Genomic DNA, 26,147 nt, shown 5'->3' with positions numbered 1-26,147 from the left:
GGACGCCGACGGCGAAGCCGAGGCGACCGAGGACACCGACGCGCCGCAGGCCGAGGCGGACGCGAAGCCTGACACCGCCTCCGACACGGACGCGGACGCGGAGGCCGCCGAGGGCGAGGACGCCCCACAGGGGCCACCCGCGGCCGACGACGAGACCCGCACGGGTGGTGCGGGCGGGAAGGACACGGACGCCGACGGCGAAGCCGAGGCGACCGAGGACACCGACGCGCCGCAGGCCGAGGCGGACGCGAAGCCTGACACCGCCTCCGACACGGACGCGGACACGGAGACCGCCGACGGCGAGGACGCCCCGCAGGAGCCCCCCGCGGCCGACGACGCCGACGCGCCGCAGGCCAAGACGCACGTCGACCAGCCGACCGCCGTCTTCAAGGCCGTACGCCCGAAGAAGCCCGAGGTCGACCAGCCCACGACCATGCTCAAGCTGGGCGGCACCCCGAAGACCCCCGAGTCCGACAGCGAACGCACCAGCAAATTCGTCGCGCTGAAGAACGACCTGCGGCCGGCCGCGAAGTCACAGCCCGCCACCACGCCGGACGCCACCACGCCGGACGCCGGCGGGCCGGACACCGCCAAGCCCGACGCCACCACCCCCGTCCCCCAGGTCGGCCCCGAGCGCACCACCCAGCAGCCCCTCCCGCCCAAGCCCCCGCTGGACCTGCTGGCGGAGCTGACGAACACGCCCCCGCCCCCGGAGACGCCGGTCCGCACGATCGTGCGCCGGGTCAAGATCTGGACGCCCCTGGTCCTGCTCCTGGTGATCGTCCTCGCGGTCGTACAGGCCTTCCGCCCGCTGCCGTCCCCCGCCCTCGCGCTCACCGCCGAGGACAGCTACACGTTCGACGGCGACCCGCTGAAGCTGCCCTGGCCGGGCGAGGGCCAGGGCTGGATCGACGGCGACGGCATCGGCACGATGGGCCGGTTCGGCAAGCAGACGCCCGTGGCCATCGGCTCGGTCGCCAAGACCATGACCGCGTACATCATCCTCAGGGACCACCCGCTGAAGCCGGGAGACGAAGGCCCGAAGATCAAGATCGACGCGACGGCGGAGAAGGAGGGCGGCTACAACAAGGTCGGCGAGTCCACGCTCAACACCGTCAAGGCCGGCGAGTACCTCACCGAGAAGCAGGCTCTCTCCGCCGTCCTGATCCCCTCCGCCAACAACATCGCGCGGCTGCTCGCGCGCTGGGACGCGGGCTCGGAGGCCGCGTTCGTCGAGAAGATGAACGCCACCGCCAAGGAACTGGGGATGGCCGGCACGACGTACACCGACCCCTCGGGCCTGAAGGAGACCACCGTCTCCACCGCCGAGGACCAGGTGAAGCTCGGCCGCGCGTTCGTCAAGGTCCCGGCCCTGGTCGCCATCAGCAGCGCGGCCAGCTGGACCGACCCCACCGGCAAGTTCTGGCCCAACTACAACGAGCTGCCGTACCACATCGGCGCGATCGGCATCAAAACCGGCAGCACCACCAAGGCCGGCGGCAACCTGCTCTTCGCCTCCCGCAAGCAGGTCGGCGGGCAGACGGTCACCATTGTCGGCGCGATCCTCGGCCAGCACGAGCCGGAGATCCTCAAAACGGTCAACCGGGTCAGCCAGACCGCGCTGCTCGCCGCCCAGGACGCGCTGACCTCGTCGAAGATCCTGAAGAAGGGTGACGTGGTCGGCTACGTGGACGACCAGGTCGGCGGCCACACCCCGATCGTGATCACCAAGGACGTCACCGCCGTCGGCTGGGCGGGCCTGAAGGTGAAGCTGTCCTTCGCCTCCGGCACCGTGCCGCACACCGCGAAGGCCGGCACCAAGGTCGGCACGCTCACCGTGGGTGACGGTACGGCCGGTGCGGTGAAGGTTCCGGTGGCCCTGCAGAAGGATCTGGCCGAGCCCGGTCTCGGCGCCAGGCTGACCCGGCTGGGCTGACGGCACCGCCCCTCGCCCCGCCCGCGCACCCCGTCGACGGAGCCCCACCCGGGAGCCCCGCGGCGGGGTGCGTGCTAGCGTCACGAATCGGGGCAGGTGGCCGGTCACGGGACACGGCCGCGAACTGGACGAGAAGCGGCCGGGAACACCGAGGGACACGGCCGAGAACAGAAGACGGGACACGGGGAGTGCCTTCAGGTGGCCACAGCGGAGCCGACACGCGCCGACGACGCAGATCCGGGCCCGGGATCCGGCCCGCGAATACGCCTGCCCAGAACCGCCGCAGGGACTGACGTGCCTGCCGCCCCAGCGACCGGTACGGCGGCCGGATCGGACGGTCCTGGCAGCGGCGCGGGCCGCCCTGGCACACGCGCCCGCCTGCTCACCGCCCTCGAACCGCTCCGGCAGCGGCTGCTGCGGCATCCCGTGCTGTCCGTGACCGCGCTGTCGGGCGTGCTGCACATCATCTGGTTCTTCACGTTCGCGAACAGCGGTGGCGATCTCGCGGCTCAGGACGCCTGGGCGGAGTTCGTCGGGCGGCACCCCGACTCGGCGTACAACCTCGCCTGGTACGGCGGTATGCACCCGGTGTCGTACAGCGTGGTGTCGCCGTATCTGATGTCGGTCCTCGGCGTCCGTACCACGATGATGATCGCCGGGACGGTGTCGGCGGGCCTGCTGACCCTGGTCCTGATCCGCAGCCGGGCGGTGAAGAACCCGCTGTGGGCCGCGCTCGCCGGCGTCTTCGCGCTCCTGTGCAACGCGGTGTCCGGGCGGGTGACCTTCGGGCTCGGCACGATGTTCGCGCTCGGCGCGGTCGCGGTCGTCTTCTGCTGGCCGTACCGGTGGCGGTACAAACGCTGGGCGAAGGCCCTGGCCGCCGCTCCGCTGGCCGCGCTCGCCACGATGGGATCGCCGGTCGCGGGACTGTTCGTGGGTCTGGTCGCGGTCGCGCTGTTCCTGCAGAAGCGGCGGCCGGGCGCCTGGGCGCTGGGCCTCGCGCCGACGGCCGTGGTCGCCGTGTCGGCCTGGCTGTTCCCGTTCTCCGGCACCCAGCCGATGGGGATCGGCTCGGTGATACTCCCCCTGCTGTACGGCCTGCTGTGCCTGTTCCTCGTCCCCGAGGAATGGAAGACCGTCCGGCTGACGGCCGCCGTCTACAGCCTCGGCGTCGTCCTGGTGTGGCTGATCAGCTCGCAGATCGGCTCGAACATCTCGCGGCTGCCGATGCTGTTCGCGGGTGCGACGCTGATAGCCGCGCTGCCGTACACGGTGCCGAAGTCGCGCAAGTGGTATCTGACCGTGCTGGCGTTCCTCGGCTTCGTCGGCTGGCTCGGCTTCAAGTCGGTGGACGACATCATCCACACCAACCCGACCGCGTCCTGGGCGCGGGAACTCGCCCCGCTGGTCAACGAGCTGCAGAAGGTCGGCGCCGAGAAGGGCCGCGTCGAGGTGGTCCCGGTGCGCTCACACCGGGAGGCCTCCGCGCTCGCGCCGTACGTGAACCTGGCGCGCGGCTGGAACCGGCAGGCCGACATGGAGCGCAACCCGCTCTTCTACGACGACACGCTCAACTCGGCGAACTACCACGAGTGGCTCCAGCGCTGGGCCGTGCACTACGTGGTGCTGCCCAAGGACAATCCGGACGGGGACGGCGGCCAGCGCGAGCGGGAGCTGCTGCGGCGCGGGATGCCGTATCTGACGCAGGTCTGGGGCGACGCCAACTGGCAGCTGTTCAAGATGACCGATCCGGCGCCGCTCGCCGAGCCCAACGCGGTGGTGGACCGCGCCGAGCAGGGCGAGATGACCCTCCAGGTCAGCAAGGCCGGGCGGATCCTGATCCGGATCCCGTACTCGCCGTGGCTGAGCGTGGTCGACGAGCACGGCAAGAGCCTGAAGGGTCCGCAGGAGACCGAGGCCTCGAAGCACCGGGACGCCGGGACGCCGAAGTCCTACGACAACGTCAACGGGTGTCTGATGGAGACGCCGGAGGACGGCAACGGGGACAGGTGGACGATGCTGCTCGCCCCGAAGGCCGGGACGTACCGGCTGGCCGCGCCGTATCAGCTGCCGCGCGGTACGCCGTGCCCCGACGAGCTGAAATGACGGCCGGCGCGCGCTAGTCCGTGCCCCTCAGCTCGCTCACGTACGTGTCCGTGCCGGGGATCGTCGGGATGAACGGGGCCACCAGCTCCACCCGTCCCAGCCCCGGGCCGGAGATGTCCGTGTCCAGGCCCGTGAAGTGCTCCTGCCAGCACTCGCGCGGGTCCGCCTCCAGGAACCACAGCAGCGTCAGGCGGGTGTCCACGCCCTCCACCTGCTTGACGTAGGTCATGCGGTCGCCCGGCAGCGGGGTCGGCCGGAAGACCGTGACCATGGCGGCCGGGGAGCCCGCGAGGCGACGCGGCAGGTACCGGGCGCCCAGCCGGTCCAGCAGTTCGGCCCGCCGCTGCGGGGTCTCGGCGTCGATCACCTCCAGCACCAGCCCCGCGTAGGGATGGTCGAGGGCGTGGATGTCCCGCGGCCCCGCCGCGCCGTCGCGGTAGACCGTCGTCTCGTGGTCCTGGAAGGCCGTGAAGACGTGGGTGCGGGCGTGGTGGACGCGGGCGTCGCGGTTGAGGCGCTTGTTGACGGCGACCGTCCACTTCATGTGCTCGGCGTAGCGGCCGGCGGTGATCCAGTAGGTGGACAGGTAGCAGCCGGTGGTGACCGGCTGGGCGACCGCCGACTTCTCCGGGTAGCGCAGGAGCTGCAGGTCCCGGGTCGCGACCCAGCGGCGGCCGGCGTACATCCACGGCATGGCCATCGCACCGGCGTAGTAGTGGTCGTCCTCGTACCAGCGGTTGTAGGCGTACTCGTGGCCGGGGTGCGGTTCGACCATGGTGATCAGGGCGTGGCCGGGCCGCACGCCGTACGGGCCCACGGCGGCCAGCTCGGCGTACAGGTCGCTGCGGGTGTCCTCGCTCATGCGGTTCCCCTTCCGTCCTCCCGCGGTCGCCCATACTCTGACGCTCCGTCAGATAGAACGCCATACCCCGGGAGGCACCGATGTCCCTGCTCACCGGCAAGACCGTCGTCGTCTCGGGTGTCGGAGCCGGACTCGGCCACCAGGTCGCCGCGGCCGTCGTACGGGACGGCGGGAACGCGGTGCTCGGGGCGCGCACCGAGGCGAACCTCGCCAGGAGCGCGGCCGGTGTGGACCCGGACGGCACGCACACGGCGTACCGGGCGACCGACATCACCGACGAGGGACAGTGCGAGGCGCTGGCCGCGCTGGCGCGGGAGCGGTTCGGCGGGATCGACGCCGTGGTGCACGTGGCGGCCTGGGACTCCTGCTTCGGCGGGATCGAGGACGCCGACTTCGCGACCTGGCAGTCGGTCGTCGACGTGAATCTGCTGGGGACGCTGCGGATGACGCGGGCCTGCCTGCCGGCGCTGAAGGCGGGCGGGGGCGGGTCGGTGGTCTTCGTCGGGACGCAGTCGGCCGTCGCGGCCCCCTCGCAGGTGCGGCAGGCCGCGTACGCCGCCTCCAAGGGGGCGCTGACCAGCGCGATGTATTCGCTGGCGCGGGAACTCGGGCCGTACCGGATCCGGGTCAACACCGTGCTGCCGGGCTGGATGTGGGGGCCGCCGGTGCAGGCGTACGTGCGGTTCACGGCGCAGACGGAGGGGGTGCCCGAGGACGAGGTGCTGGCCCGTCTGAGCGAGCGGATGGCGCTGCCGGAGCTGGCCACCGACGGGGACGTGGCGGACGCGACGGTGTTCCTCGCCTCGGAGCGGGCGCGGGCGATCACGGGGCAGTCGCTGCTCGTGAACGCCGGGGAGCTGATGCGGTAGACGGGACCCCTCGATGTGTTCACGCATGTGAACTAGAGTCATCAAAGCGAACAATTTTACGTCTTCTTGACCTTCCCCTTCCTTGCCGTGCGTACACGTTCGAAACCAGAGTTCACATGCCTGACCTTGGCTGCGAACCCTGGAAGGGGACACATGAACGGTCTCGACTGGGCCGTGCTGATCGGCTACTTCGGTGTGATGGTCGCGATCGGCGTCTGGTCGCACAAGCGCGTGGACAACGTCTCCGACTTCTTCACGGCCGGCGGCAAGATGCCCTGGTGGCTCTCCGGCATCTCGCACCACATGTCGGGCTACAGCGCGGTGATGTTCACGGGGTACGCGGGGATCGCCTACACCTACGGCGTCACCTCCTTCATCACCTGGTCCTTCCCCATCGCGCTCGGCATCGCCATCGGCTCGAAGCTGTTCGCGCCGCGCATCAACCGGCTGCGTTCCCGGCTCCATGTGGCCTCCCCGCTGGAGTACCTGAAGAACCGCTACAACCTCCCCACGCAGCAGGCGCTCGCCTGGTCCGGCATGCTGCTGAAGATCGTGGACGTGGGCGCCAAGTGGGCGGCGATCGCCACCCTGCTGTCGGTGTTCACGGGTGTGTCCCTGAACCAGGGCATCCTCATCACCGGCGCGATCACCGCCGTCTACTGCACGATCGGCGGCCTGTGGGCGGACGCGCTGACCGAACTCGGGCAGTTCGTCATCCAGTTGCTGGCCGGCATCTCGATGTTCGTCGCGGTCGTGGTGAAGCTGAGCGACAAGAACATCGGCTTCTTCGGCGCCTGGGACGAGCCCGCGCTGCACGGCCACGGCAAGCCGCTGGTCGGCCCCTACGGCACCGTGTTCCTCCTCGCCTTCCTCTTCATCAAGCTCTTCGAGTACAACGGCGGCATGCTCAACCAGGCCCAGCGCTACATGGCGACGAGCAGCGCCCACGAGGCCGAGCGCTCGGCCCGGCTGTCGGCGATCCTGTGGCTGGTCTGGCCGGTGGTCCTCTTCTTCCCCATGTGGATGTCCCCGCTCCTGGTCCACGCGCAGAAGCCGGACGGCTCGGACTCCTACGCGCTGATGACCGAACAGCTCCTTCCGCACGGGCTGCTGGGACTGGTCATCGTCGGCTTCTTCTCGCACACCATGGCCATGTGCTCCTCCGACGCCAACGCGATCGCGGCGGTGTTCACCCGGGACGTGGCGCCGGTGCTGTCGGCGAAGGCACGGGCATGGGGCGAGCGCTCGGGCCTGATCGCGGCCCGGGTGACCACGGTCGTCTTCCTCGGCCTGTCCATGGCGGTCGCGACCCAGGTCAACTCCCCCGCGTTCAAGGACATCATCACGGTCGTCATCAAGTGGGTGGCCGGTCTGATGGGCCCGATCGCGATCCCGATGATGCTGGGCCTGCTCCGCCCGTTCCGCCGCTCCGGCCCGACGGCGGCGCTCACCAGCTGGGCGGCCGGCCTGCTGGCCTTCTGGCTGGTCAACTACCCGATCAACTGGGCCGTCGACGGCGGAGTCCCGCTCCAGTACCAGGTCTCGGTGCCGCTCGCGGTCTCCCTGGTCCTGTACATCCTCATCGGCTACCTGAAGCCGGAGGACACCCCCGAGCGGCTGGCCGTCATCGAGCGGGTCAACACGGACGGTGACGCGGCGGCGGTTCCCGTGCCGGCCGCGGCGGGGGACGGCGTGGTGGGAGCGCCGTAGGAGCTGCGGCCGGCGGCCCGGTGCGGGTGCGCGGGGGCTGGTCGCGCAGGCCCCCGCGCCCCTTCGGGGCGCGGACGGCTCACCCCCGCGGATACCGGGCCAGCCAGCCCGGGGAGGAGCCGGCCGGACCGTGCAGCGCCGGGCCCTGGGTCATCTCCATCGCGAAGTCGTCGGCGAGTTCCAGAACCGTCGCGCGGCCCTCCAACTCGGCCAGCCAGGCCGGCGGGAGGGCCGTTTCGCCGTGCAGGGCGCCGAGGAGGCCACCGGTGAGGGCGCCCGCCGCGGCCGAGGGCCCGCTCTGGTTCACCGCCAGGCACAGCCCGTGCCGTACGTCCTCCCCCACCAGCGCGCAGTACACGGAAGCCGCCAGCAGGCCGTCCGCCGTGCCGTCACCCGCCAGCTCCTCCACCCGCGTCGGAGTGGGCATCCCCTGCCGCACCGCGCCCAGGGCGTGCTGCAGGGCGTCGGAGACGGGCTGGTGGCCGGGGCGGACGGCGAGCAGTGCGAGGGCCCGCTGCACGGCGCCGTCCAGGCTCTCCCCGCGGGCCAGCGCGTGCACGATCACGGCGTACGCGCCCGCCGACAGGTAGGCGAGGGGGTGCCCGTGGGTCTGGGCGGCGCACTCCACCGCCAGCTGGACGACGAGCTGTGGCTCCCAGCCGACCAGCAGCCCGAACGGCGCCGAACGGGCGACGGCCTCGGGGCCCAGTTCACCGGGGTTCTTGGGCTGCTCCGGCGTGCCCATGGTCTCGTCGCCGAGGCCGACGAGCAGCGCGCGGGTCGGCTCGCGGCGGGCGTACAGCCACTCCTCGCGCGCCAGCCAGCCGTCGTCCTTGCGACGCTCGTCCGGCCCCCAGTCCCGCTGGGTGGCCGCCCAGCGCAGGTAGGCCCGGTGCAGATCGGTCGGCGGATGCCAGGCGCCGGTGTCGCGGCGCACCTGGGCGCGGATCAGCCCGTCCACGGTGAACAGGGTCAGCTGGGTGTGGTGGGTGACCGTGCCCCGCCGCCCGTGCCCGAAGGCGAGGTCCAGCAACCCCTCGGGGCCGTAGGCCGCCCGGATCTCCTCCAGGGACAGCGCGTCCGCCGGGCCGCCCAGGGCGTCGCCCACGGCGGCCCCGAGCAGGGCGCCGCGCACCCGGCTACGGAAGTCCTGCTGTTCCGCACGGCCCCAGACGGCGCCGGATGTCGCACCCACCAGACCTCCCACGACACCGACCGTCCGTACGACGCTAGGCACTGTAATCGACCGGGATCGGTCCGTTCAGTGGGGCAAACCGGCCCCGACGGTTCATTCCCGCCCAGCGCCTCCCTGTCACTTCTGTGCGGGATCGACGAGCGGCCCGAGGGCACCACACGCGGTCCGCCCCTTCATTCTGGCTCAATGCGCGTGGGAGAGGGCGGTGTTCGTCGGGGAGAATCCAGCCATGACCACCACCCCCACGCGCCACACCGGGCTCCGGCTCGCCGCCGGTGTGCTCACCGGCATACTCGCCCTCTACATCGCCCTCGTCGCCCTCGGGAACATCACCGACTTCGGGACGAACCAGCAGTTCGTCCGGCATGTACTGGCGATGGACACGACGTTCAGGGACGAGGACCTGATGGGGCGGGCCATCACCAGTACCGGCCTGCAGGACACCGCCTACGTCGCGATCATCGTGTGGGAGACCGTGGCGGCCCTGGTGCTGATCTGGGGAACGTGCCTCTGGGCGCGGCGGAAGGACGACGTCGCCCGCCGCTTCTCCACCTACGGGCTGCTGATGCTGCTGCTCCTCTTCGGTGCCGGGTTCATCGCGATCGGCGGTGAGTGGTTCGCGATGTGGCAGTCGAAGACGTGGAACGGGCTGGACGCGGCGAACCGGGTGTTCCTGCTCAGCGGGGTGGCGTTGATCGTCAACCTGCTGCCGGGGCAGCGCGCGCAGGACGAGGCTAGTTGACCACCGCGACCTTGGTGCCCTGGTCGCCGAACGACCACAGCGCGGCTCCGTCCTCCTTGTGGAGGCGGATGCCGCCCAGCTTCTTGCCGTTCGCGGGCGGCGGCGAGGCGCCGTCGAGGGCGTTGGAGAAGGCCACGTCCACACCGGAAGTCCTGGTGAAGTACATGATGTGCTCGATCTGGACGCCGTCCGAGCCCTTGATGGACTGGAGCCGACGAGTGATCGAGTAGCGGCCCGGCTCCGGGCTCACCGTGCCCGGCCAGACGGTGAACGTACGGCTCGCCCTGCCGGTCGCGTCGACCAGCCAGACCCGCTTCCCGCCGAGCGAGTAGACGATCCGGCGGCCCGAGCCCGACTCGTCGGGCAGCGCGGGTGCCGCCGGTGTCCTCGGTGTCGCGGACGGGTGGACGCCCGCCGACGCCGAGGCGCTGGGCTTGGTCGCCGCGGCCGTGGGTTGCGGCCCGCGGTCCGCCTGAACGGCAAGGGCGAGCACGGCCGCGGTCGCTCCCGCCGTCAGACCGGTGACCCAGGCCCACGAGGGCAGTCGGGCAGCCACGGGTACGCATCTCCTCCGCTACGGGGCCCCCCGTACGGGATCGGGGGTCGGATCATCGTACTCAGTCCAGGACCGGCAGCAGATCCGGCAGGTGCCCGTCGGACGCCTCGGCCGCCCGCTGCCGCTCGGCGGAGACCTCGCCGTAGAGCGTGGTGCGCGGCCGCGCCGGACGGCCGGCGGCCTCGGCCACCGCGACCAGGTCCCGGATCGACTTGTACGAGCCGTAGGAGGAGCCCGCCATGCGGGAGATCGTCTCCTCCATCAGGGTTCCGCCCAGGTCGTTCGCGCCGGAGCGGAGCATCTCCGCCGCACCCTCCGTGCCCAGTTTGACCCAGCTTGTCTGGATGTTCGGGATCCAGGGGTGCAGCAGCAGCCGTGCCATCGCCGTGACCGCGCGGTTGTCCCTCGTCGTCGGACCGGGACGGGCGATCCCCGCCAGATAGACCGGCGCGTTGGTGTGGATGAACGGGAGCGTGACGAACTCCGTGAAACCGCCCGTCTCTTGCTGGATCCCGGCGAGCGTACGCAGGTGGCCGAGCCAGTGGCGGGGCTGGTCCACGTGCCCGTACATCATCGTCGAGGACGAGCGGATGCCCAGCTCGTGGGCCGTCCTGATCACCTCGATCCAGGTGGCCGTGGGCAGCTTGCCCTTGGTCAGCACCCAGCGGACCTCGTCGTCCAGGATCTCCGCCGCCGTACCCGGGATGGAGTCCAGGCCGGCCTCCTTCGCCGCGGCCAGCCATTCGCGGATCGACATGCCCGCCCTGGTCGCGCCGTTCACCACCTCCATCGGCGAGAAGGCGTGGACGTGCATGCCGGGGACGCGCTTCTTGACCGCCTCGGCGATGTCGAAGTACGCCGTGCCCGGCAGGTCGGGGTGGATACCGCCCTGCATGCAGACCTCGACCGCGCCCACGTCCCAGGCCTGCTGGGCGCGGTCCGCCACCTGCTCCAGCGAGAGCGTGTAGGCGTCGGCGTCCGTGCGGCGCTGGGCGAAGGCGCAGAAGCGGCATCCGGTGTAGCAGACGTTGGTGAAGTTGATGTTGCGGGTGACGATGTAGGTGACGTCCTCGCCGACCGCCGACCTGCGCACGTCGTCGGCCACCCGGCACAGCGCGTCCAGCGCCGGGCCGTCCGCGTGGAGGAGGGCCAGCGCCTCGGTGTCCGACAGCTTCGTCGGGTCGTCGGCCGCGGTGCGCAGGGCCTGCCGTACGTCGGTGTCGATGCGCTCCGGTGCCATGCCCGGGGCGGCCGCCTCGCGCAGCGCCTCCCAGTCGCCGTACACCTCGTCGAAGTCGTCACGCCGGTCGGCGGTGCGGCCCTCGGTGTCGATCGTGCGGTGCAGGTCCGTGCGGCCGGCCGGTACGAAGGCCTCCTCCGGCTCCTGCCACGGCAGGCCTTCCGGGAGCACCCCGGGGCGGGCCAGGCCCGTCTCGGGGTCGGCCAGCGCGCTCACGTGCGGGCGCAGCCGGGGGTCCAGCCAGGGTTCGCCGCGCCGGACGAACTCCGGGTAGACACAGAGGCGTTCACGCAAGGAGAAGCCCGCCGCCGCCGACTTCCGGGCCAGCTCCTCGATCCGCGGCCAGGGGCGCTCGGGGTTGACGTGGTCGATGGTGAGCGGCGAGACCCCGCCCCAGTCGTCGATGCCGGCGCCGATCAGCCGCGCGTACTCGCTGTCGACCAGGTTGGGCGGGGCCTGCAGGCAGGCGGAGGGTCCCATGATGTGCCGGGCCACGGCCACCGTGGCGACCAGGTCGTCCAGTTCGGCGTCCGGCATGCCGCGCATCGCCGTGTCCGGCTTGGCGCGGAAGTTCTGGATGATCAGCTCCTGGATGCCGTGGTAGGCCCGGGAGACCCTGCGCAGGGCGAAGAGGGACTCCGCGCGCTCCTCGTACGTCTCGCCGATGCCGATGAGGAGACCGGAGGTGAAGGGCACGGAGGAGCGGCCCGCGTCCTCCAGCACCCGCAGCCGCACGGCCGGTTCCTTGTCCGGAGAGCCGTGGTGCGGGCCGCCGGGCTCGGACCAGAGCCGGGTCGCGGTCGTCTCCAGCATCATGCCCATGGACGGGGCGACCGGCTTCAGACGCTGGAAGTCCGTCCAGGTCATCACGCCCGGGTTGAGGTGGGGCAGCAGGCCCGTCTCCTCCAGGATGCGGATGGAGACGGCGCGGACATAGGCGATGGTGTCGTCGTAGCCGTGCGCGTCCAGCCACTCCCGCGCCTCCGGCCAGCGGTCCTCCGGCTTGTCGCCGAGGGTGATCAGCGCTTCCTTGCAGCCGAGGGCGGCGCCCTTGCGGGCGATGTCGAGCACCTCGTCCGGGGACATGAACATCCCGTGGCCCGCCCGGCGCAGCTTGCCGGGGACGGTGACGAACGTGCAGTAGTGGCACTTGTCCCGGCACAGCCGGGTGAGGGGGATGAAGACGCTCTTCGAGTAGGTGATGACGCCGGGCCTGCCCGCCGCGTCGAGGCCCGCGTCCCGCACCCGGGCGGCGGAGGCGGCGAGGTCGGTGAGGGCCTCACCGCGGGCCTGGAGCAGCACCGCCGCCTCGCCGGCGTCGAGGGCGACGCCGTCCCGGGCGCGTTTGAGCGCGCGACGCATGGCGTTCTCGGTCGGCCCGGTTCCGGAGGTCGCGGAAGTCGTCATTCCTTGAGCATACGTTCGGGGTGATCAGGGACGATGGCTCCGCCCTCCTCCAGGAAGCCCTCGTAGCCGTCGAGCGCCCGCAGCACCTCCGCCTCGCCGGCGGGCGGCAGCTGGAGGACGACCTCCTCGATGCCCAGCTCGGCGTAGTGGGCGAGCTTGCCCGGCGTGGGCAGGACCGCGTACGGGACCACCTGGAGCGCGGCGGGGTCGCGGCCCGCGTCCGCCCACGTTGAGCGCAGCACGGGGAGCGACTCGCTCAGGCCCCGGCCGCCGATCGGCAGCCAGCCGTCGGCGTACTCGGCGATGTGCGCGAACAGCTTGGGTCCGGCGGCCCCGCCGACGAGCGTGCGCGGGCCGACCGCCGGGCCGCGCGGCTTCCCCACCGGCTTGGGGTACGCGAGGCTGGCCCGCACGCTCCCGAACCCGCCCTCGTAGGCGGCCGGTTCCGCGGACCACAGCGCCTGCATGAGACGCACCCGGTCCCGGACCAGCTCCCGCCGGGTGCGCCACCGCACCCCGTGGTCGGCGGCCTCCTCCACGTTCCAGCCGAAGCCGAGGCCGAAGGTGAAGCGCCCGCCGGACAGGTGGTCGAGGGTGGCGATCTGTTTGGCGAGGGCGATCGGGTCGTGCTGGGCCGGCAGGGTGATCCCGGTGCCGAGCGCCAGCCGCTCGGTGACGGCCGCGGCCTGGCCCAGGGCGACGAAGGGGTCGAGGGTGCGGCCGTACTCACGGGGGAGTTCGCCGCCGGCGGGGTAGGGGGTGGTCCGCTCGACCGGGATGTGGGTGTGCTCGGGGAGGTAGAGGCCGGCGAAGCCGCGCTGTTCCAGTTCGCGGGCGAGACGGGTGGGGGTCACTGTCTCGTCTGTGAGGAAGATCGTGACGGCGATACGCATGGGGCATCTGTACCGGGTGCCGTCCCCTATGTCCATACCGATCGGTCGGGACTTGGGGCGCGTGGTTCCCCGCTCCCCCGGGTGGGCTTACGTTGGTCGTGTGACGACGTTGCGCGGCACCATCGCCCCGGGCTCGCCGGATTACGTCCACCTTCCCTTCGACGTTCCCCCCGGGATGCGGGAGTTGCACGTCTCCTACACCTACGACCGGCCCGCGGTTCCGGCCGGTACCCCCGGCAACGCCCTCGACATCGGGCTCTTCGATGCGCGCGGTGCCGAGCTGGGCGGGCGGGGGTTTCGGGGGTGGTCGGGTGGGGCTCGTACGGAGTTCTTCGTGCGGGCGGACGAGGCGACGCCCGGCTACCTTCCCGGGCCGCTGCATCCCGGGACCTGGTACATCGTGCTCGGTCCGTACACGGTGGCGCCGCAGGGGCTGTCGTACGAGGTGACGGTCACCCTCACGGAAGGGGAGCCCGGAAAGACGCCCCGGCCGGTCCACCCGCCGTCCCGCGCCCGGGGCCGGGGGCGGGCCTGGTATCGCGGTGACTGCCACCTCCACTCCTGGCACTCCGACGGGCGCCGCACCCCGGCCGAGATCGGGGCGCTGGCCCGGGCGGCCGGGCTGGACTTCATCAACAGCTCCGACCACAACACGACGTCCTCCCACGCCCATTGGGCCGGCGTGGCGGGCGACGACCTGCTGGTCATGCTGGGCGAGGAGGTCACCACGCGGAACGGGCACGTGCTGGCCCTCGGGACCGAGCCGGGCACCTTCGTGGACTGGCGGTACCGGGCCCGGGACGGCCGCTTCGGGCACTTCGCGCGGCGCATCCGGGAGGCCGGCGGGCTGGTCGTACCGGCCCATCCGCACGCCACCTGCGTCGGGTGCGGCTGGAGGTTCGGGTTCGGGGAGGCGGACGCGGTCGAGGTGTGGAACGGGCCGTACACGCCCGACGACGAGGTGACGCTGGCCGCCTGGGACGCCCGGCTCGTCGCGTCCGTGCGGCAGGGGCGGCGGTGGCTGCCGGCCATGGGCAACAGCGACGCCCACCGTGACCCGGACGCGGTCGGCACGCCCCAGACGGTCGTCCTCGCCGAGGACCTCACACGCGCGGCGATCCAGCGGGGCCTGCGCGCGGGCCGCTCGTACGTGGCCGAGTCGCGGCACGTGACGCTCGCCCTCACCGCTGTGGGTGACGGCCAGGAGGCCGGCATCGGCGAGCGGCTGGCGGTGCCGGACGACACCCCGGTGACCGTCCGCCTGGAGGTGTCCGGCGCCCCGCGCTGCTCCGTCCGCTTCGTCACCGACCAGGGCACGCTGTTCACCGGCGAGCCGCTGCCGGTGTCCGGGCAGGGCGTGGTCGAGTGGCGTACGACCCCTGCGCACGCGGCCTACGTCCGGGCGGAGTTGCGCCACGAGACGGCCCTCGGCCCGCTGCCGGGGGCGATGGCCGCCTTCACCAATCCCGCCTTCCTCGGTACTGCTTGACGCGCCTAGGGGGTGCCCCCACGGGTGGCGCGGCGCAGGGCGATGATCTCGGCCACGGCGTCCAGCCAGCGGGCGGCCCAGGTCTCGGCCTCCGGTGTGGTGGCGGTCTGCGCGGCGCCGCTCAGCCAGTCGCGCAGCACGGCCGCCGGCTCCGGGGACGGCAGCGGCTCGGGCAGCTCCGCGGCGTACGCCAGGCCGCCGGCCCGGACGATCTCGGCGACGAACACCACCGAGCGCGGCAGCACGCCGAGCCGGTCGAGGGTGACGGCGGCCGCGACGGCGCCGTCCCCGAACAGGGCGGTGCGAAAGGAGTCCTGGGTCAGGCCGTAGCGGAGCAGCATGGTGACGTCGGTGGCGGCCAGGACCTCGTCGTCGGTGCGGCTGTCGGGAGCAGGGGGCATGAGGGCCTCGGTTCCGGTCCGGGTCAGCGGACGGTGATCGTGAAGACGTAGAAGCCGGCGTGCGCGTCCGGGGTGCCGGTCGCGGTGGGGTAGGGGGACGGGGACGCCGTGCCCTTGGAGGTGGGGGACAGGGTGGACCGGTCGCCGGGGCCGGGGCCGGTGCACGTGTGCAGGGGGCAGTACAGCAGTCGCACCGTGGCCCTGCCCCTGGCCCGGGCGGTGAAGTCGAAGGACCGGGTGCCGCCGGTGCTGCCGTCGGCGTCGCCGCCGTCGTTGTTCTGCCGCTCGCCCCGGTACCTCAGCACGGCCGGGTCCGGCTCCGGGTCGGCGAGGTACCAGTTCTGGCCCAGGGTCGGGGCCGCGGGGACGGTGAGGGAGAACCGCTTGCCCGGCGCGACGGTGATGTCCCGGTTCCCGGTGCCGTACTCGGCGCCGGTCCCGCCGCGATCGGCTGCGGCCGTACCGGGGGCAGCACTCGCGCCGGTTCCGGCGGTGCCGCTCGTCCCTGCGCCCTCGCCGCAGCCGGTGAGGGCGAGCAGGCAGACGAGGGCGGCCGAACGAAGGAGAGGTGCGCGTGAAGTCATGGTCAGTCGCCGGTTCCTGGGTCTGTCAGTCCTGGGGCAGGTGAACGGCGTACGCGCCGGGCAGTCCGTTGTTGCTGGCCTTCGCCATGCCGCCGTTGACGAAGTCGTCCTCGCTGACCCAGGTCGTCTGGCCCCACGGATTGTAGATCTGCAGCTTGTCGCCCTCCTGGCCGACGATCATCATGGCGTGGCCGGACCGCTTGCCGTCCGCGTCGTACCCCTCGACACCGATGGGCACCGGCTTGCCCTCCGCCACCGCCTTCTCGATGTCCGGCAGGACGTTGCGCCGCGCGTCCGCGTCACGGACCTCGTGCAGTTCGTAGGAGCTACCGGTCTCCGGGCTGATCTCCTTGTTGACCACCTCGGTCTTGCCCTCGAGCCCCATGCCGTTGTAGTTGGCGCCGCCGTGACCCTCCTGGTGCACCCGGTGCTGTTCGTCCACCAGGCGCCGCCGGAAGGCGGCCGGGTCGTTCTCCTGCCCGGTGGGCCCGCCGGTGAGCGAGAGGGCGTAGACGGGGTCGACCATGGCACGGGCGGTGACCGTGGACGAGGCCACACACGTGCCCTCACTGCCGTCGCCGCCCTGGGACCACTGCTGGGAGCCGAAGCTCTGCAGGTCGGTGTTGACGTTGGCGCCGCTGCCGGGGTCCGTCCCCTCGTTCTTGAGGCTGTCCCCCTGGGTGACGATCGGCGTCAGGTGCTGCTGGAGCCACGCCGGGTCCTTGCCGTGGATCTTCCCGCCGAACGCCTCGATGTCGTCGACGCCGTGGCCCGCGGCGAGGGCCTTCATGAGGTACGCCTTCTCCTGCGGGGACGACGCCTTCGCCAGGATCTGCTCCATCCGGGCCCGGTCGGCCGGCGAGAGCTTCTCCATGACCCGGCCCGAGCGTTCCAGGTCGTTGGCGGTGAGGATCTCGTTGTAGTCGGCGGCGCCGGCCGGTCCGCTGCTGTCGGCGAGCATCAGCCGGTCGACCGCGGACAGGTCGTCGGTGTGCATCTTCCCGGCGCGCGCCTCGGCCGCCCACTTGTTCAGGTCCCGGGCCGCGGTACGGACGGCGTCGTCCGCGGCGACGGCCGCCTTGTGCATCAGGTCGACCCCGGCGGCGGCGACGGTCCGGGCCGCCGCGAGGTCCGCCTTCTCCTCGTCGGTCTCGACCATCCGGTCGAAGAAGCCGTCCTTGCCACCGAGCCGCTGCTTGGCCTGCTCCATCTTGGCGCGGCCGTCGGCGTCCTGCTTCTGCGCGTGCCCGAGCGCGTCGGCCAGCGTGAGCAGCGCCTTCGCGCCGCCCTGGAAGGCCTCGGCCATCTTCGTCGCGGCCCGTCCGGCGGCGCCCACCGCGTCGGAGGCGAGGACGCTCGTGTCGCCGGCCCAGACCTCCGGCAGCCCCTTGCGGGCCACCTTGTTCACCCGGTCGTGCAGGTCACCGGCCTTGTCGACCTGGCCGCGGTAGCGCTTGCTCAGCGATTCGAGTGTCGCCTTGTCGCCGTCCGGCGCGGACACGAAGAGCGCGCCGTCGATCTGGTTCAGCAGATCGTCCTTGGACCCGGCCTTGGGAATGCTCTCGCACAGTCCGGACAGCCAGGAGCGGCGAGCCGCCGGGGAGTCCAGCGGACTGAAGAATCCCGTCATCGGGCCGCCCTCAGTAGTTCGACAGGGCCGACGGGCGGTCGGCGTACGCCGGCATCGTGGAGACGCCGTTCTCGGCGGGTGTCGGCATCGTGGTGAGGCCGCCGCCGACGGACACGGACGCGGCCCGGGTCCCGACGGCGTGGTCGCTGCCCCCGTAGGCGCCCTTGGCCAGGCGGACCTTGCCCGCCAGTTCGTGCAGCGCCGACTCCAGTGTGGAGGCGTCCGCCTCCCAGGCCGAGGCGAACGCGTTGAACGCCGCCGCCGTCTCCGAGCCGCCCAGCGCGTCCTGCGTGTAGCACATGGCGGGGCTGATCGCCTCGCGGATGTGTCCCGCGTCGTCGCCCGCGCCGTCCAGTTCCTTCGCCTGCCCGGACATGCCGGACCTGACCGTGTAGCCGTCCGAAGACGTGCCCATCACGTTCCCCCGTTGCGCTAGTTCGTGACCGCGGGGAGGCTAACACGCGGCTACCGTACGGGCGTCCGCGTATCACACGCCCCGCACGGGGCCGCCACAGCATCCGCGCCGGGCTGCGTACGCGCCGGGAGAGCAGGGGAGTCACCGACATGTCAGGCCGCGCCGACCTCAAGCACCGCATCGTGACCCGCTTCCAGCGGCATCTGGCCAACCCGCTCAACCGGCGCCTGCCCTTCCAGACCCTCCTGGAGACCACCGGCCGCGTCTCCGGTGAGCCGCGGCAGACACCGGTGGGCGGGCGCCGGGCCGGGGACTCCTTCTGGCTCGTCTCGGAGTTCGGCCACAAGTCGCAGTACGTGCGCAACATCCAGGCCGATCCCGCGGTCCGCGTCCGTATCGCCGGCCGCTGGCACCACGGCACCGCCCACCTCCTCCCCGACGACGACGCCCGGGCCCGGCTGCGCGCCCTGCCCCGCTTCAACAGCGCGGCGGTACGGGCGTTCGGCACGGACCTGCTGACGGTACGGGTGGACCTGACGGACTGAGCCCGCCGCGGTGCCGGACGCTCAGCCCGGCCACACCAGGGCCTGCACCTCGCTGTAGGCGTGCAGGGCGTACACGCCGACGTCCCGGCCGACCCCGCTCTTGCCGAACCCGCCGAACGGGGCCTCCATGTTGCGGCCGACCGTGTTGATGCCCACGCCGCCCGCCCGCAGCCGCCGCGCCACCCGGAAGGCCCTGGCCACGTCACCGGACCAGACGTAGTCGATGAGCCCGTAGTCGGAGTCGTTGGCGAGGGCCACCCCCTCCTCCTCGTCGTCGAAGGGGATCACCACCACCACGGGCCCGAAGATCTCCTCCCGGGCCACCCGCATGTCGTTGCCGCAGTCGGCGAGAAGAGTGGGCCGGACGTAGAACCCGCGCTCCTGCGGCGGCCGTTCCCCGCCGGTCACGACCACGGCGCCCTCCTTCCGCCCGAGTGCGACGTACGACTCCACGCGCGCCCGGTGCTCGGCCGAGATCACCGGCCCCACGACGGTGTCCGGCTCCCTCGGGTCCCCCACCTTCAGCCGCCCGGCGTATGCGCCCAGTTGCTCCACCAGCCGGTCGTACACCGCCCGCTGGGCCAGCACCCGGGTCGGGGCGGTGCAGATCTGCCCGCTGTAGAAGGAGAAGGTGGTGCCGATGCCGGCGACGGCCGAGCCGAGGTCGGCGTCGTCGAGGACCACGGCCGCCCCCTTCCCGCCCAGCTCCATCAACTGGCGTTTCATGTCCCGCCCGCACACCTCGGCGATGCGCCGGCCGACGGCCGTGGAACCGGTGAAGCTGACCATGTCGACGTCGCCGGAGGCCACCGCCGCCTCCCCCACCGCCACGTCCCGCCCCGAGACGACGTTCACCACGCCCGGCGGCACCCCGGCCGCCTCCAGCGCCTCCGCCATCCGGTACACGGAGAGGGGGTCCTGCGGGGCGGGCTTGACCACCACCGTGTTGCCCATGGCCAGGGCCGGTGCGACCTTGCCGGCCGGGTTGGCCCACGGGTTGTTGTAGGAGGTGATGCAGGTGACGACCCCGACGGGCTGCCGTATCGCGAGCGCGCCCATCACACCGGCCCTGCCCATCGGGCCCGCCTCGTTGATCTGCGGGGGTATCGCCCACTCGGCGGGCTCGACCGTGGCGTACCGGCGGAAGCGGGCGGCGGCCACCCCGACCTGCAGGGCGCGGGCCGTCCCGGTCGTCGCCCCGGTCTCGGCGCGGGCGAGGTCGGCGTACGGCTCCAGGGAGCCGCGGATGATCTCCGCGGCCCGTCCCAGTACCGCCGCCCGCTCCTCCGGCCGGGTCCGCGACCACGGCCCGAACGCCTCCCGGGCCGCCGCGCAGGCCGCCCGCACCTGCTCCGGCGACGCCTCCGGCGCCCAGCCCACCAGCCCCTCGGTGGCCGGGTCGGTCACCGGATAGTGCCCCCCATCCGGCTCGACCCACTCCCCGCCGACGAACAGCGGCTGTCCCTCGCTCACCGTGTGCTCACCGTCCGCGTGTCCCGCCCGGACCGCAGCACCCTGCCCGGCACGGCCCCGGTCACCACGTCGTCCCGGATCGCCTCGACCCCGTTGACCCACACGGCCCGCACCCCGAGCGCCCTGGAGTCCAGGCGGGGGCTGTCACCCGGCAGGTCGTGCACCAGCCGGGCCCGGCCCGCGTCGATCCGCTCCGGGTCGAAGAGCACCAGGTCGGCGTGGAAGCCCTCCGTGACCCGGCCCCGCTCGCGCAGCCCGAAGAGCCGCGCCGGATCGTCGGTCAGCATGCGCACCGCCTGCTCCAGGCCGACCAGCTTCCGCCCGCGCAGACAGTCCCCGAGGAACCGGGTGGTGTACGGCGCCCCGCACATCCGGTCCAGATGGGCGCCCGCGTCCGAACCGCCGAGCAGGACGTCCTCGTGCTGCCAGGCATCGGCGCGCAGCGCCCAGGAGGCGGGGTCGTTGTCGCTCGGCATCGGCCACAGCACCGTACGCAGCCCGTCCTCGGCGCAGATGTCCACCAGGCAGCCGAACGGGTCCTGCCCGCGCTCGGCGGCGATGTCCCGCACCACCCGGCCGGTCAGGCCGCGGTTGGCCTCGCTGTAGGTGTCGCCGATGACGTACCGGCCGAAGTCCGCGAGCCGCCGGAAGACGCCCGCCTCCTTCGACCCGGCCCGCCGCAGCATCTCCGCTCTGACGTCCGGGTCGCGGAGCCGGGAGATGCGCTCGGCGACGGGCAGCCCGAGGACCGGCCCCCAGCCGGGGATGAGGTTCAGGGCGCAGAACGTGCCCAGGGACATGTTCATCGGGGTGAGGATGGGCATGGTGAGGGCCACCACCCGGCCGCCCGCCTTGCGGGCCCGCTCGCTCGCGCTCAGCTGCCGGGGCACGCGTTCCGGCACGGCCGCGTCGATGGTGAGGACGTTCCAGTTCAGGGGCCGCCCGGCGGCCGCGCTCATCTCCACGAGCAGATCGATCTCGGCATCGCTGAACTGGTCCAGGCACCCGGCGACGATCGCCTCGATCTGGGTGCCCTCGTGCTCGCCGACGGCGCCCGAGAGGGCGAGCAGTTCCGCGGGCCTGGCGTGCCGTGAGGCGACCGGCTGCCCGTCCCCGTCGGTGTGGGTGCCGGACTGGGTGGTGGACAGCCCCCAGGCTCCGGCGTCCATGGCCTCGTGCAGCAGCCGGAGCATGTGCCGCAGCTGCTCCGCGTCCGGCTGCCCGCCGACCGCCTCCGGCCCCATCACATGACGCCGCAGCGCGCAGTGCCCGACCATGAAGCCCGCGTTGACGGCGATCCGTCCCTCGAGGGCGTCCAGGTAGTCGCCGAAGGAGTGCCAGTTCCAGGGCGCCCCTTCCTCCAGCGCCACCAGGGACATGCCCTCCACCTTGGACATCATCCGCCGGGTGTAGTCGGCGTCCTCGGGGCGGTCGGGGTTGAGCGGGGCGAGGGTGAACCCGCAGTTGCCGGCGGCGACGGTGGTCACCCCGTGGTTCAGCGAGGGAGTGGCGTACGGGTCCCAGAAGAGCTGGGCGTCGTAGTGGGTGTGGGGGTCGACGAAGCCGGGGGCGAGGACGAGCCCGGAGGCGTCCTCCGCCGTGCGGGATTCCGCGGTGACGGTACCCAGCACGGCGATACGGCCGTCCCGTATGCCGACGTCGGCGACGACCGCGGGCGCCCCGGTCCCGTCGACGACCGTCGCTCCTTTGATGACGTGATCAAGCATGAACCCGGTCTCCTTACGAGGCAGCCCGGAACCGGCTCGTCCGGTGCACGGGATCCGTGTCGATCTTCGGGACCACGTGCTCCCCGATCAGCCGGATCGTCTGCAGCGTCTCCTCCTTCGGCACCCCCACCGGCAGCCCGAAGCTCAGCTGGTCGGCCCCTGCCTGCTCCCACCGCTTGCACTGCCGCAGCACCTCGTCCGGGTCGCCGCAGATCAGCAGCTCCTCCTCGATCAGCAGCTCCACGAACTCCGGCGTGTACTCGGGCAGCGTCTCCGGCCAGACCGGGAAGCCCTCGGGCCGCGGGAAGGTGTCGTGGTACCGGAAGACCAGCGAGGGCAGATAGTGCAGGCCGCCGTGCACGGCGATGTCGATCGCCTCCGCGTGCGTCGGCGCGCAGATGGCCGTGGTCGTCACCATCACGTTGTCGTTCACGAAGTCCCCGACGGGTTCCGCGTCCACGATCGCCGTCTTGTACTGCTCCAGCACCCACTCCATGTCGGAGACCTTCTGGATGCTGAAGCCGAGCACCCCGAGCCCCTTCTTCGCCGCCATGGCGTACGAGGGCGGCGACCCGGCGGCGTACCACATCGCCGGGTGCGACTTCCCGTACGGCTTCGGCAGGATCTTCCGCGGCGGCAGCTGCCAGTGCTTGCCCTGGAAGCCCGCGTACTCGTCCTGGAGCCACATCTTCGGGAACTCGGCGATCGTCTCCTCCCAGATCTCCTTCGTGTGGTTCATGTCGGTGATGCCGGGCAGGAAGCCGAGGATCTCGTGGCTGCCGGCGCCCCGCCCGCTGCCGAACTCGAAGCGGCCTTCACTGAGGTGGTCGAGCATGGCGACCTTCTCGGCCACCTTCACGGGGTGGTTGACCTGGGCCAGCGGGTTGAAGATCCCGGAGCCCAGGTGGATCCGCCCGGTCGCGTGGGCGAGGTAGCCGAGGAAGACGTCGTTGGCGGAGAGGTGCGAGTACTCCTCCAGGAAGTGGTGCTCGGAGGCCCACGCGTACTTGAAGCCGGACTGGTCCGCCTGGATGACGTACTCGGTCTCCTCCATCAGCGCCTTGTGCTCGGCCAGCGGGTCGGTCTCGGCGCGCTTGCCCACGTATCCCTGTACAAAGAGCCCGAATTCCACGGCGGTCCACCGTCCCTCGGTTCTTCTGACGCTCCGTCAGAAAGCGTATGTCGGCCGACTGTCGCACCGGCCGCTTCGACCGTCAATAGCTGATGGTGTGTCAGATAAGGGCTCAGAGGACGCTGACCCCGGCCAGCCAGCCGCCGTCGATCACGAACGGCTGCCCGGTGATGTACGAGGAGTCGTCCGACGTGAGGAAGAGGGCGAGGCGGGCCACCTCCGCCGGCTGCCCGACCCGGCCGAGCGGCACGAGCTTGCGGTACAGCTCGTCCAGGGCCCGGCTCATCTCCTCCGGGTCCGCGTCGGGGTCCAGCCGGGCCGGGTTGGACATCGCGGTGTCGACGGCGCCCGGGCAGATGGCGTTGACCCGGATCCGCCTGCCCGCCAGCTCCAGCGCGGCCACCCGGGTGAGCCCGAGCACGGCGTGCTTGGTCGCCGCGTACGTGCCCACGGCCGCCATCCCGGTGAGCGCCGTGTAGGAGGCGGTGTTGACGATGGTCCCCCCGTCGGCCAGCTCCGGCGCCACCGTCTTCATCCCCAGGAAGCAGCCGACCTGGTTCACCTGCACGACCTGCATGAACTCCTCCAGCGGAGTGTCCACGAGGGCGTTGAAACGCAGGATCCCGGCGTTGTTGACCAGCCCGTCGATGCGCCCGTACGCCCGTTTGGCGGCCGCGACGGCCTCCTGCCACCCCTCCTGCGTGCCCACGTCGAGGTGGACGTACAGCGCGCCTATCTCCTCGGCCAGCGCCTTGCCCTGCTCGTCCAGCACATCGGCGACGACCACCCGTGCGCCCTCCGCCCGGAAGAGCCGCGCCTCCTGCTCGCCCTGTCCGCGGGCCGCCCCGGTGACGATGACGACCCGCCCGTCCAGCTTGCCCATGCCGGTTCCTCCTGCTCAGTCCAGCCGGGGCGCGACCTCCGCCCCGAACATGTCGATCTGCTCGATGAGTTCGGCCCGGCTCCGGCTGCGGAACCGCACCTGGATCTGGTCCACGCCCATCGCCCGGTACGCCCGCAGCGACTCGGCGATCTCCTCGGGCGCCCCGGTGAGGGTGCGCCTGCCGACGTCCCAGCCGGCCCGGCCGACGTACAGCGGCTCGGTGATGGCGCCGACGGTGAAGGGCCCCTCGACGCCGTGTTCGTCCCGGAGCCGCCGGATCCGCGCGATCTGCGCGGGCAGCCGCTCCCGGGGGTCCCCCTGCGGCAGCCACCCGTCGCCCTTGAGCGCGGCCCGGCGAACGGCGGCGGGCGAGGAGCCGCCGACCCACACGGGCAGGGCCGGCTGGGCGGGCCGGGGCCGCTGCCCGAGGCCGGCGAAGTCGTACAGCTTGCCGTGGTGCTCGGGGAACTCCTCGGGCCCGAGAGCGGCCCGCAGGGCGTCGATGCCCTCGTCGAGCACGGCTCCCCGCCGCTCGAAGTCCGCCCCGAGGACCTCGAACTCCTCCCGCACGTGCCCCGCACCCACGCCGAGGATCAGCCGGCCGCCGGAGAGATGGTCGAGGGTGGCGTACTGCTTGGCGGTGAGCAGCGGGTGCCGCAGCCCGACGACGGCCACATGGCTGAGCAGCCGGACGCGCTCGGTCACGGCGGCGAGATGGGCGAGGGTGGCGACGGGGTCGTACCAGACCGTGCTCATCGCGGGGGCCAGCCGCCGCGGGATCGCCACATGGTCGCAGCAGGCCAGGTAGCCGAACCCGGCACGGTCCACGGCCCGGGCGACCGCGACCAGGTCCTTCGGCCCGGCCCCGGCCTCCCACGCCTCCGCGTAGAGGGTGCTCTGGGACTGGACGGGCAGCTGGATGCCGTGGGCGAGGGTCACGCGGCACCCCTCCACAGCCCGTCCTCCGTCAGCCCGAGCAGCTCGATGGCGTTGCCGCGCACGATCCGCTCGACCACGTCCGGCGCCAGATGCCCCATCTGCGCCTCGCCGACCTCGCGGGACTTGGGCCAGGTGGAGTCGGAGTGCGGGTAGTCGGTCTCGTACAGGACGTTCCCGACGCCGATGGAGTCCAGGTTCCTCAGCCCGAAGGCGTCGTCGAAGAAGCAGCCGTAGACGTGCTCGGCGAACAGCTCGGACGGCGGCCGGCGCACCTTGTCGGCGACCCCGCCCCATCCGCGGTTCTCCTCCCACACCACATCCGCGCGCTCGAGGATGTACGGGATCCACCCGATCTGCCCCTCCGCGTACATGACCTTCAGGTTCGAAAACCGCTCGAACTTGCCGCTCATCAGCCAGTCGACCATCGAGAAGCAGCAGTTGGCGAAGGTGATGGTGGAGCCGACGGCGGGCGGGGCGTCGGCGGAGGTGGAGGGCATCCGGCTACTGGAGCCGATGTGCATGGCGACGACCGTGCCGGTCTCGTCGCAGGCCTCGAGGAACGGGTCCCACTCCTCGGTGTGGACCGACGGCAGACCGAGGTGCGGGGGTATCTCGGAGAAGGCCACGGCCCGTACGCCCCGCGCGGCGTTGCGCCGCACCTCCTCGGCCGCCAGCCGGGCGTCCCACAGGGGGATGAGCGTGAGCGGTATCAGCCGCCCCCGCGCCGTCGCCCCGCACCACTCCTCCACCATCCAGTCGTTGTAGGCACGGACACAGAGCAGGGCGAGGTCACGGTCCCGGGCCTCGGTGAAGGTCTGCCCGCAGAAGCGGGGGAAGGTCGGGAAGCACAGGGCGGACCGGACGTGGTTGACGTCCATGTCGGCGAGGCGGGCGGGTACGTCGTACGACCCGGCCCGCATCTGCTCGTAGGTGATGACCTCGAGGCGGATCTCGTCCCGGTCGTAGCCGACGGCGGTGTCGAGACGGGTGAGGGGGCGATGCAGGTCCTCGTAGACCCACCAGTCGCCGAGGGGGCCGTCCGTGCTGCCGGGCTCGCCCATGACGGGCTTGAAGCGTCCGCCCAGGAAGGTCATCTCCTTCAGCGGCGCGCGCACGATCCGGGGTCCGACGTCCAGGTACTTCTTCGGCAGCCGGTCCTGCCAGACGGTGGCGGGCTCCACGGTGTGGTCGTCGACGGAGATGATCAGCGGGAACTGTGTGGTCTCCATGGCGCTCACCGTAGCGCCGATCTGACGGGCCGTCAGCTCCTGGGGCCGGGGCAGCGGATGCGAAGAGGGTGTGAGGACCTTGTGCACCGTGCATGCCACCCTGTGATCGGCGTCTCCCACGGCTGACGCAACTGCCCGGAACAAGGCAAACTGACGGGGTTGTTCGTGATGCCGAGGGGGACGA

The 26,147-nt window shown here is 72.0% G+C and carries 22 protein-coding genes; 7 read left to right on the top strand and 15 right to left on the bottom strand.

Going from position 1 to position 26,147, the window contains the following annotated elements; translation table 11 throughout:
* The coding region (locus ACZ5CW_RS01510) for a D-alanyl-D-alanine carboxypeptidase (RefSeq protein WP_468597349.1) at positions 1-1,936 on the top strand (1,936 nt) is incomplete at its 5' end.
* Between the two features lie 198 nt (positions 1,937-2,134).
* Positions 2,135-4,042 carry an MFS transporter gene (locus tag ACZ5CW_RS01505; protein WP_468597347.1) on the top strand — a complete coding sequence of 636 codons (1,908 nt, stop codon included), beginning with the start codon at positions 2,135-2,137 and terminating at the stop codon, positions 4,040-4,042.
* Between the two features lie 13 nt (positions 4,043-4,055).
* Here the strand turns inward: ACZ5CW_RS01505 and ACZ5CW_RS01500 are convergent, their stop codons facing one another.
* Positions 4,056-4,904, bottom strand: coding sequence for a hypothetical protein (locus ACZ5CW_RS01500; RefSeq protein WP_468597345.1), 849 nt, complete (start codon positions 4,902-4,904; stop codon positions 4,056-4,058).
* Positions 4,905-4,984: 80 nt separating this feature from the next.
* Here ACZ5CW_RS01500 and ACZ5CW_RS01495 point away from each other — a divergent pair, with 80 nt between their 5' ends.
* Positions 4,985-5,773: an SDR family oxidoreductase gene (locus tag ACZ5CW_RS01495; RefSeq protein WP_468597343.1), complete on the top strand. Its 789-nt coding sequence runs from the start codon at positions 4,985-4,987 to the stop codon at positions 5,771-5,773.
* A gap of 153 nt (positions 5,774-5,926) precedes the next feature.
* The gene (locus ACZ5CW_RS01490; protein WP_468597341.1) at positions 5,927-7,483 is read left to right on the top strand and encodes a sodium:solute symporter family protein; all 1,557 of its coding nucleotides are present in this window, start codon (positions 5,927-5,929) and stop codon (positions 7,481-7,483) included.
* Positions 7,484-7,562: 79 nt separating this feature from the next.
* Here ACZ5CW_RS01490 and ACZ5CW_RS01485 read toward each other — a convergent pair whose 3' ends face one another.
* Positions 7,563-8,678, bottom strand: coding sequence for an ADP-ribosylglycohydrolase family protein (locus ACZ5CW_RS01485; RefSeq protein ID WP_468597339.1), 1,116 nt, complete (start codon positions 8,676-8,678; stop codon positions 7,563-7,565).
* A 229-nt stretch (positions 8,679-8,907) separates the two neighbouring features.
* Between ACZ5CW_RS01485 and ACZ5CW_RS01480 the strand changes: the two genes are divergently transcribed.
* Entirely contained in the window at positions 8,908-9,420 is a 513-nt protein-coding gene (locus ACZ5CW_RS01480; protein ID WP_468597337.1) for a DUF2165 domain-containing protein, read from the top strand.
* Here the strand turns inward: ACZ5CW_RS01480 and ACZ5CW_RS01475 are convergent.
* From ACZ5CW_RS01475 to ACZ5CW_RS01465, 3 genes are all read right to left on the bottom strand, one after another.
* Positions 9,413-9,976 (bottom strand): hypothetical protein, encoded by a 564-nt coding sequence (locus tag ACZ5CW_RS01475; protein WP_468597335.1) that lies wholly within the window; start codon positions 9,974-9,976, stop codon positions 9,413-9,415. The genes ACZ5CW_RS01480 and ACZ5CW_RS01475 overlap by 8 nt on opposite strands.
* A gap of 61 nt (positions 9,977-10,037) precedes the next feature.
* On the bottom strand, positions 10,038-12,623 hold the full coding sequence (locus ACZ5CW_RS01470) for a bifunctional FO biosynthesis protein CofGH (protein WP_468597334.1): 2,586 nt from the start codon (positions 12,621-12,623) through the stop codon (positions 10,038-10,040).
* Entirely contained in the window at positions 12,620-13,516 is an 897-nt protein-coding gene (locus tag ACZ5CW_RS01465) for an LLM class F420-dependent oxidoreductase (protein WP_468597332.1), read from the bottom strand. Before ACZ5CW_RS01465 ends, ACZ5CW_RS01470 begins: the two co-directional genes overlap by 4 nt.
* A 100-nt stretch (positions 13,517-13,616) precedes the next feature.
* Between ACZ5CW_RS01465 and ACZ5CW_RS01460 the strand changes: the two genes are divergently transcribed.
* Positions 13,617-15,005, top strand: a complete 1,389-nt coding sequence (locus tag ACZ5CW_RS01460) for a CehA/McbA family metallohydrolase (protein ID WP_468597330.1) — start codon at positions 13,617-13,619, stop codon at positions 15,003-15,005.
* A gap of 5 nt (positions 15,006-15,010) precedes the next feature.
* On the opposite strand, the gene ACZ5CW_RS01455 is transcribed toward ACZ5CW_RS01460, so the two are convergent.
* Genes ACZ5CW_RS01455 through ACZ5CW_RS01440 form a run of 4 tightly spaced genes read right to left on the bottom strand, consistent with a single transcriptional unit; the run spans position 15,011 to position 18,035 of the window.
* The gene (locus tag ACZ5CW_RS01455; protein ID WP_468597328.1) at positions 15,011-15,406 is read right to left on the bottom strand and encodes a hypothetical protein; all 396 of its coding nucleotides are present in this window, start codon (positions 15,404-15,406) and stop codon (positions 15,011-15,013) included.
* Positions 15,407-15,429: 23 nt separating this feature from the next.
* A complete protein-coding gene (locus ACZ5CW_RS01450) occupies positions 15,430-15,990 on the bottom strand; it encodes a protease inhibitor I42 family protein (RefSeq protein ID WP_468597326.1) in 561 nt (186 codons plus the stop codon).
* A gap of 25 nt (positions 15,991-16,015) precedes the next feature.
* Positions 16,016-17,620 (bottom strand): peptidoglycan-binding protein, encoded by a 1,605-nt coding sequence (locus tag ACZ5CW_RS01445; protein ID WP_468597324.1) that lies wholly within the window; start codon positions 17,618-17,620, stop codon positions 16,016-16,018.
* A gap of 10 nt (positions 17,621-17,630) precedes the next feature.
* Positions 17,631-18,035 (bottom strand): hypothetical protein, encoded by a 405-nt coding sequence (locus ACZ5CW_RS01440; protein WP_468597322.1) that lies wholly within the window; start codon positions 18,033-18,035, stop codon positions 17,631-17,633.
* Positions 18,036-18,184: 149 nt separating this feature from the next.
* Between ACZ5CW_RS01440 and ACZ5CW_RS01435 the strand changes: the two genes are divergently transcribed.
* On the top strand, positions 18,185-18,580 hold the full coding sequence (locus tag ACZ5CW_RS01435) for a nitroreductase family deazaflavin-dependent oxidoreductase (RefSeq protein WP_468597321.1): 396 nt from the start codon (positions 18,185-18,187) through the stop codon (positions 18,578-18,580).
* A 21-nt stretch (positions 18,581-18,601) separates the two neighbouring features.
* On the opposite strand, the gene ACZ5CW_RS01430 is transcribed toward ACZ5CW_RS01435, so the two are convergent.
* The 6 genes from ACZ5CW_RS01430 to ACZ5CW_RS01405 all read right to left on the bottom strand — a co-directional run bounded on the left by ACZ5CW_RS01430 (position 18,602) and on the right by ACZ5CW_RS01405 (position 25,963).
* Entirely contained in the window at positions 18,602-20,053 is a 1,452-nt protein-coding gene (locus ACZ5CW_RS01430; RefSeq protein ID WP_468597320.1) for an aldehyde dehydrogenase family protein, read from the bottom strand.
* A complete protein-coding gene (locus tag ACZ5CW_RS01425) occupies positions 20,050-21,780 on the bottom strand; it encodes an N-acyl-D-amino-acid deacylase family protein (RefSeq protein WP_468597318.1) in 1,731 nt (576 codons plus the stop codon). Before ACZ5CW_RS01425 ends, ACZ5CW_RS01430 begins: the two co-directional genes overlap by 4 nt.
* 13 nt (positions 21,781-21,793) lie before the next feature.
* Positions 21,794-22,912 (bottom strand): LLM class flavin-dependent oxidoreductase, encoded by a 1,119-nt coding sequence (locus tag ACZ5CW_RS01420; RefSeq protein ID WP_468597317.1) that lies wholly within the window; start codon positions 22,910-22,912, stop codon positions 21,794-21,796.
* Positions 22,913-23,024: 112 nt separating this feature from the next.
* Positions 23,025-23,795 (bottom strand): SDR family NAD(P)-dependent oxidoreductase, encoded by a 771-nt coding sequence (locus ACZ5CW_RS01415; RefSeq protein ID WP_468597315.1) that lies wholly within the window; start codon positions 23,793-23,795, stop codon positions 23,025-23,027.
* A gap of 15 nt (positions 23,796-23,810) precedes the next feature.
* Positions 23,811-24,734, bottom strand: a complete 924-nt coding sequence (locus ACZ5CW_RS01410) for an LLM class F420-dependent oxidoreductase (RefSeq protein WP_468597313.1) — start codon at positions 24,732-24,734, stop codon at positions 23,811-23,813.
* Positions 24,731-25,963 carry an amidohydrolase family protein gene (locus ACZ5CW_RS01405; RefSeq protein ID WP_468597312.1) on the bottom strand — a complete coding sequence of 411 codons (1,233 nt, stop codon included), beginning with the start codon at positions 25,961-25,963 and terminating at the stop codon, positions 24,731-24,733. Before ACZ5CW_RS01405 ends, ACZ5CW_RS01410 begins: the two co-directional genes overlap by 4 nt.
* Positions 25,964-26,147: the final 184 nt, after the last annotated feature.

Source organism: Streptomyces sp. NPDC031379, from assembly GCF_055569615.1.
The sequence above is the reverse complement of the archived record's forward strand: the minus strand, read 5'-3'. Positions and strand labels throughout refer to the sequence as shown.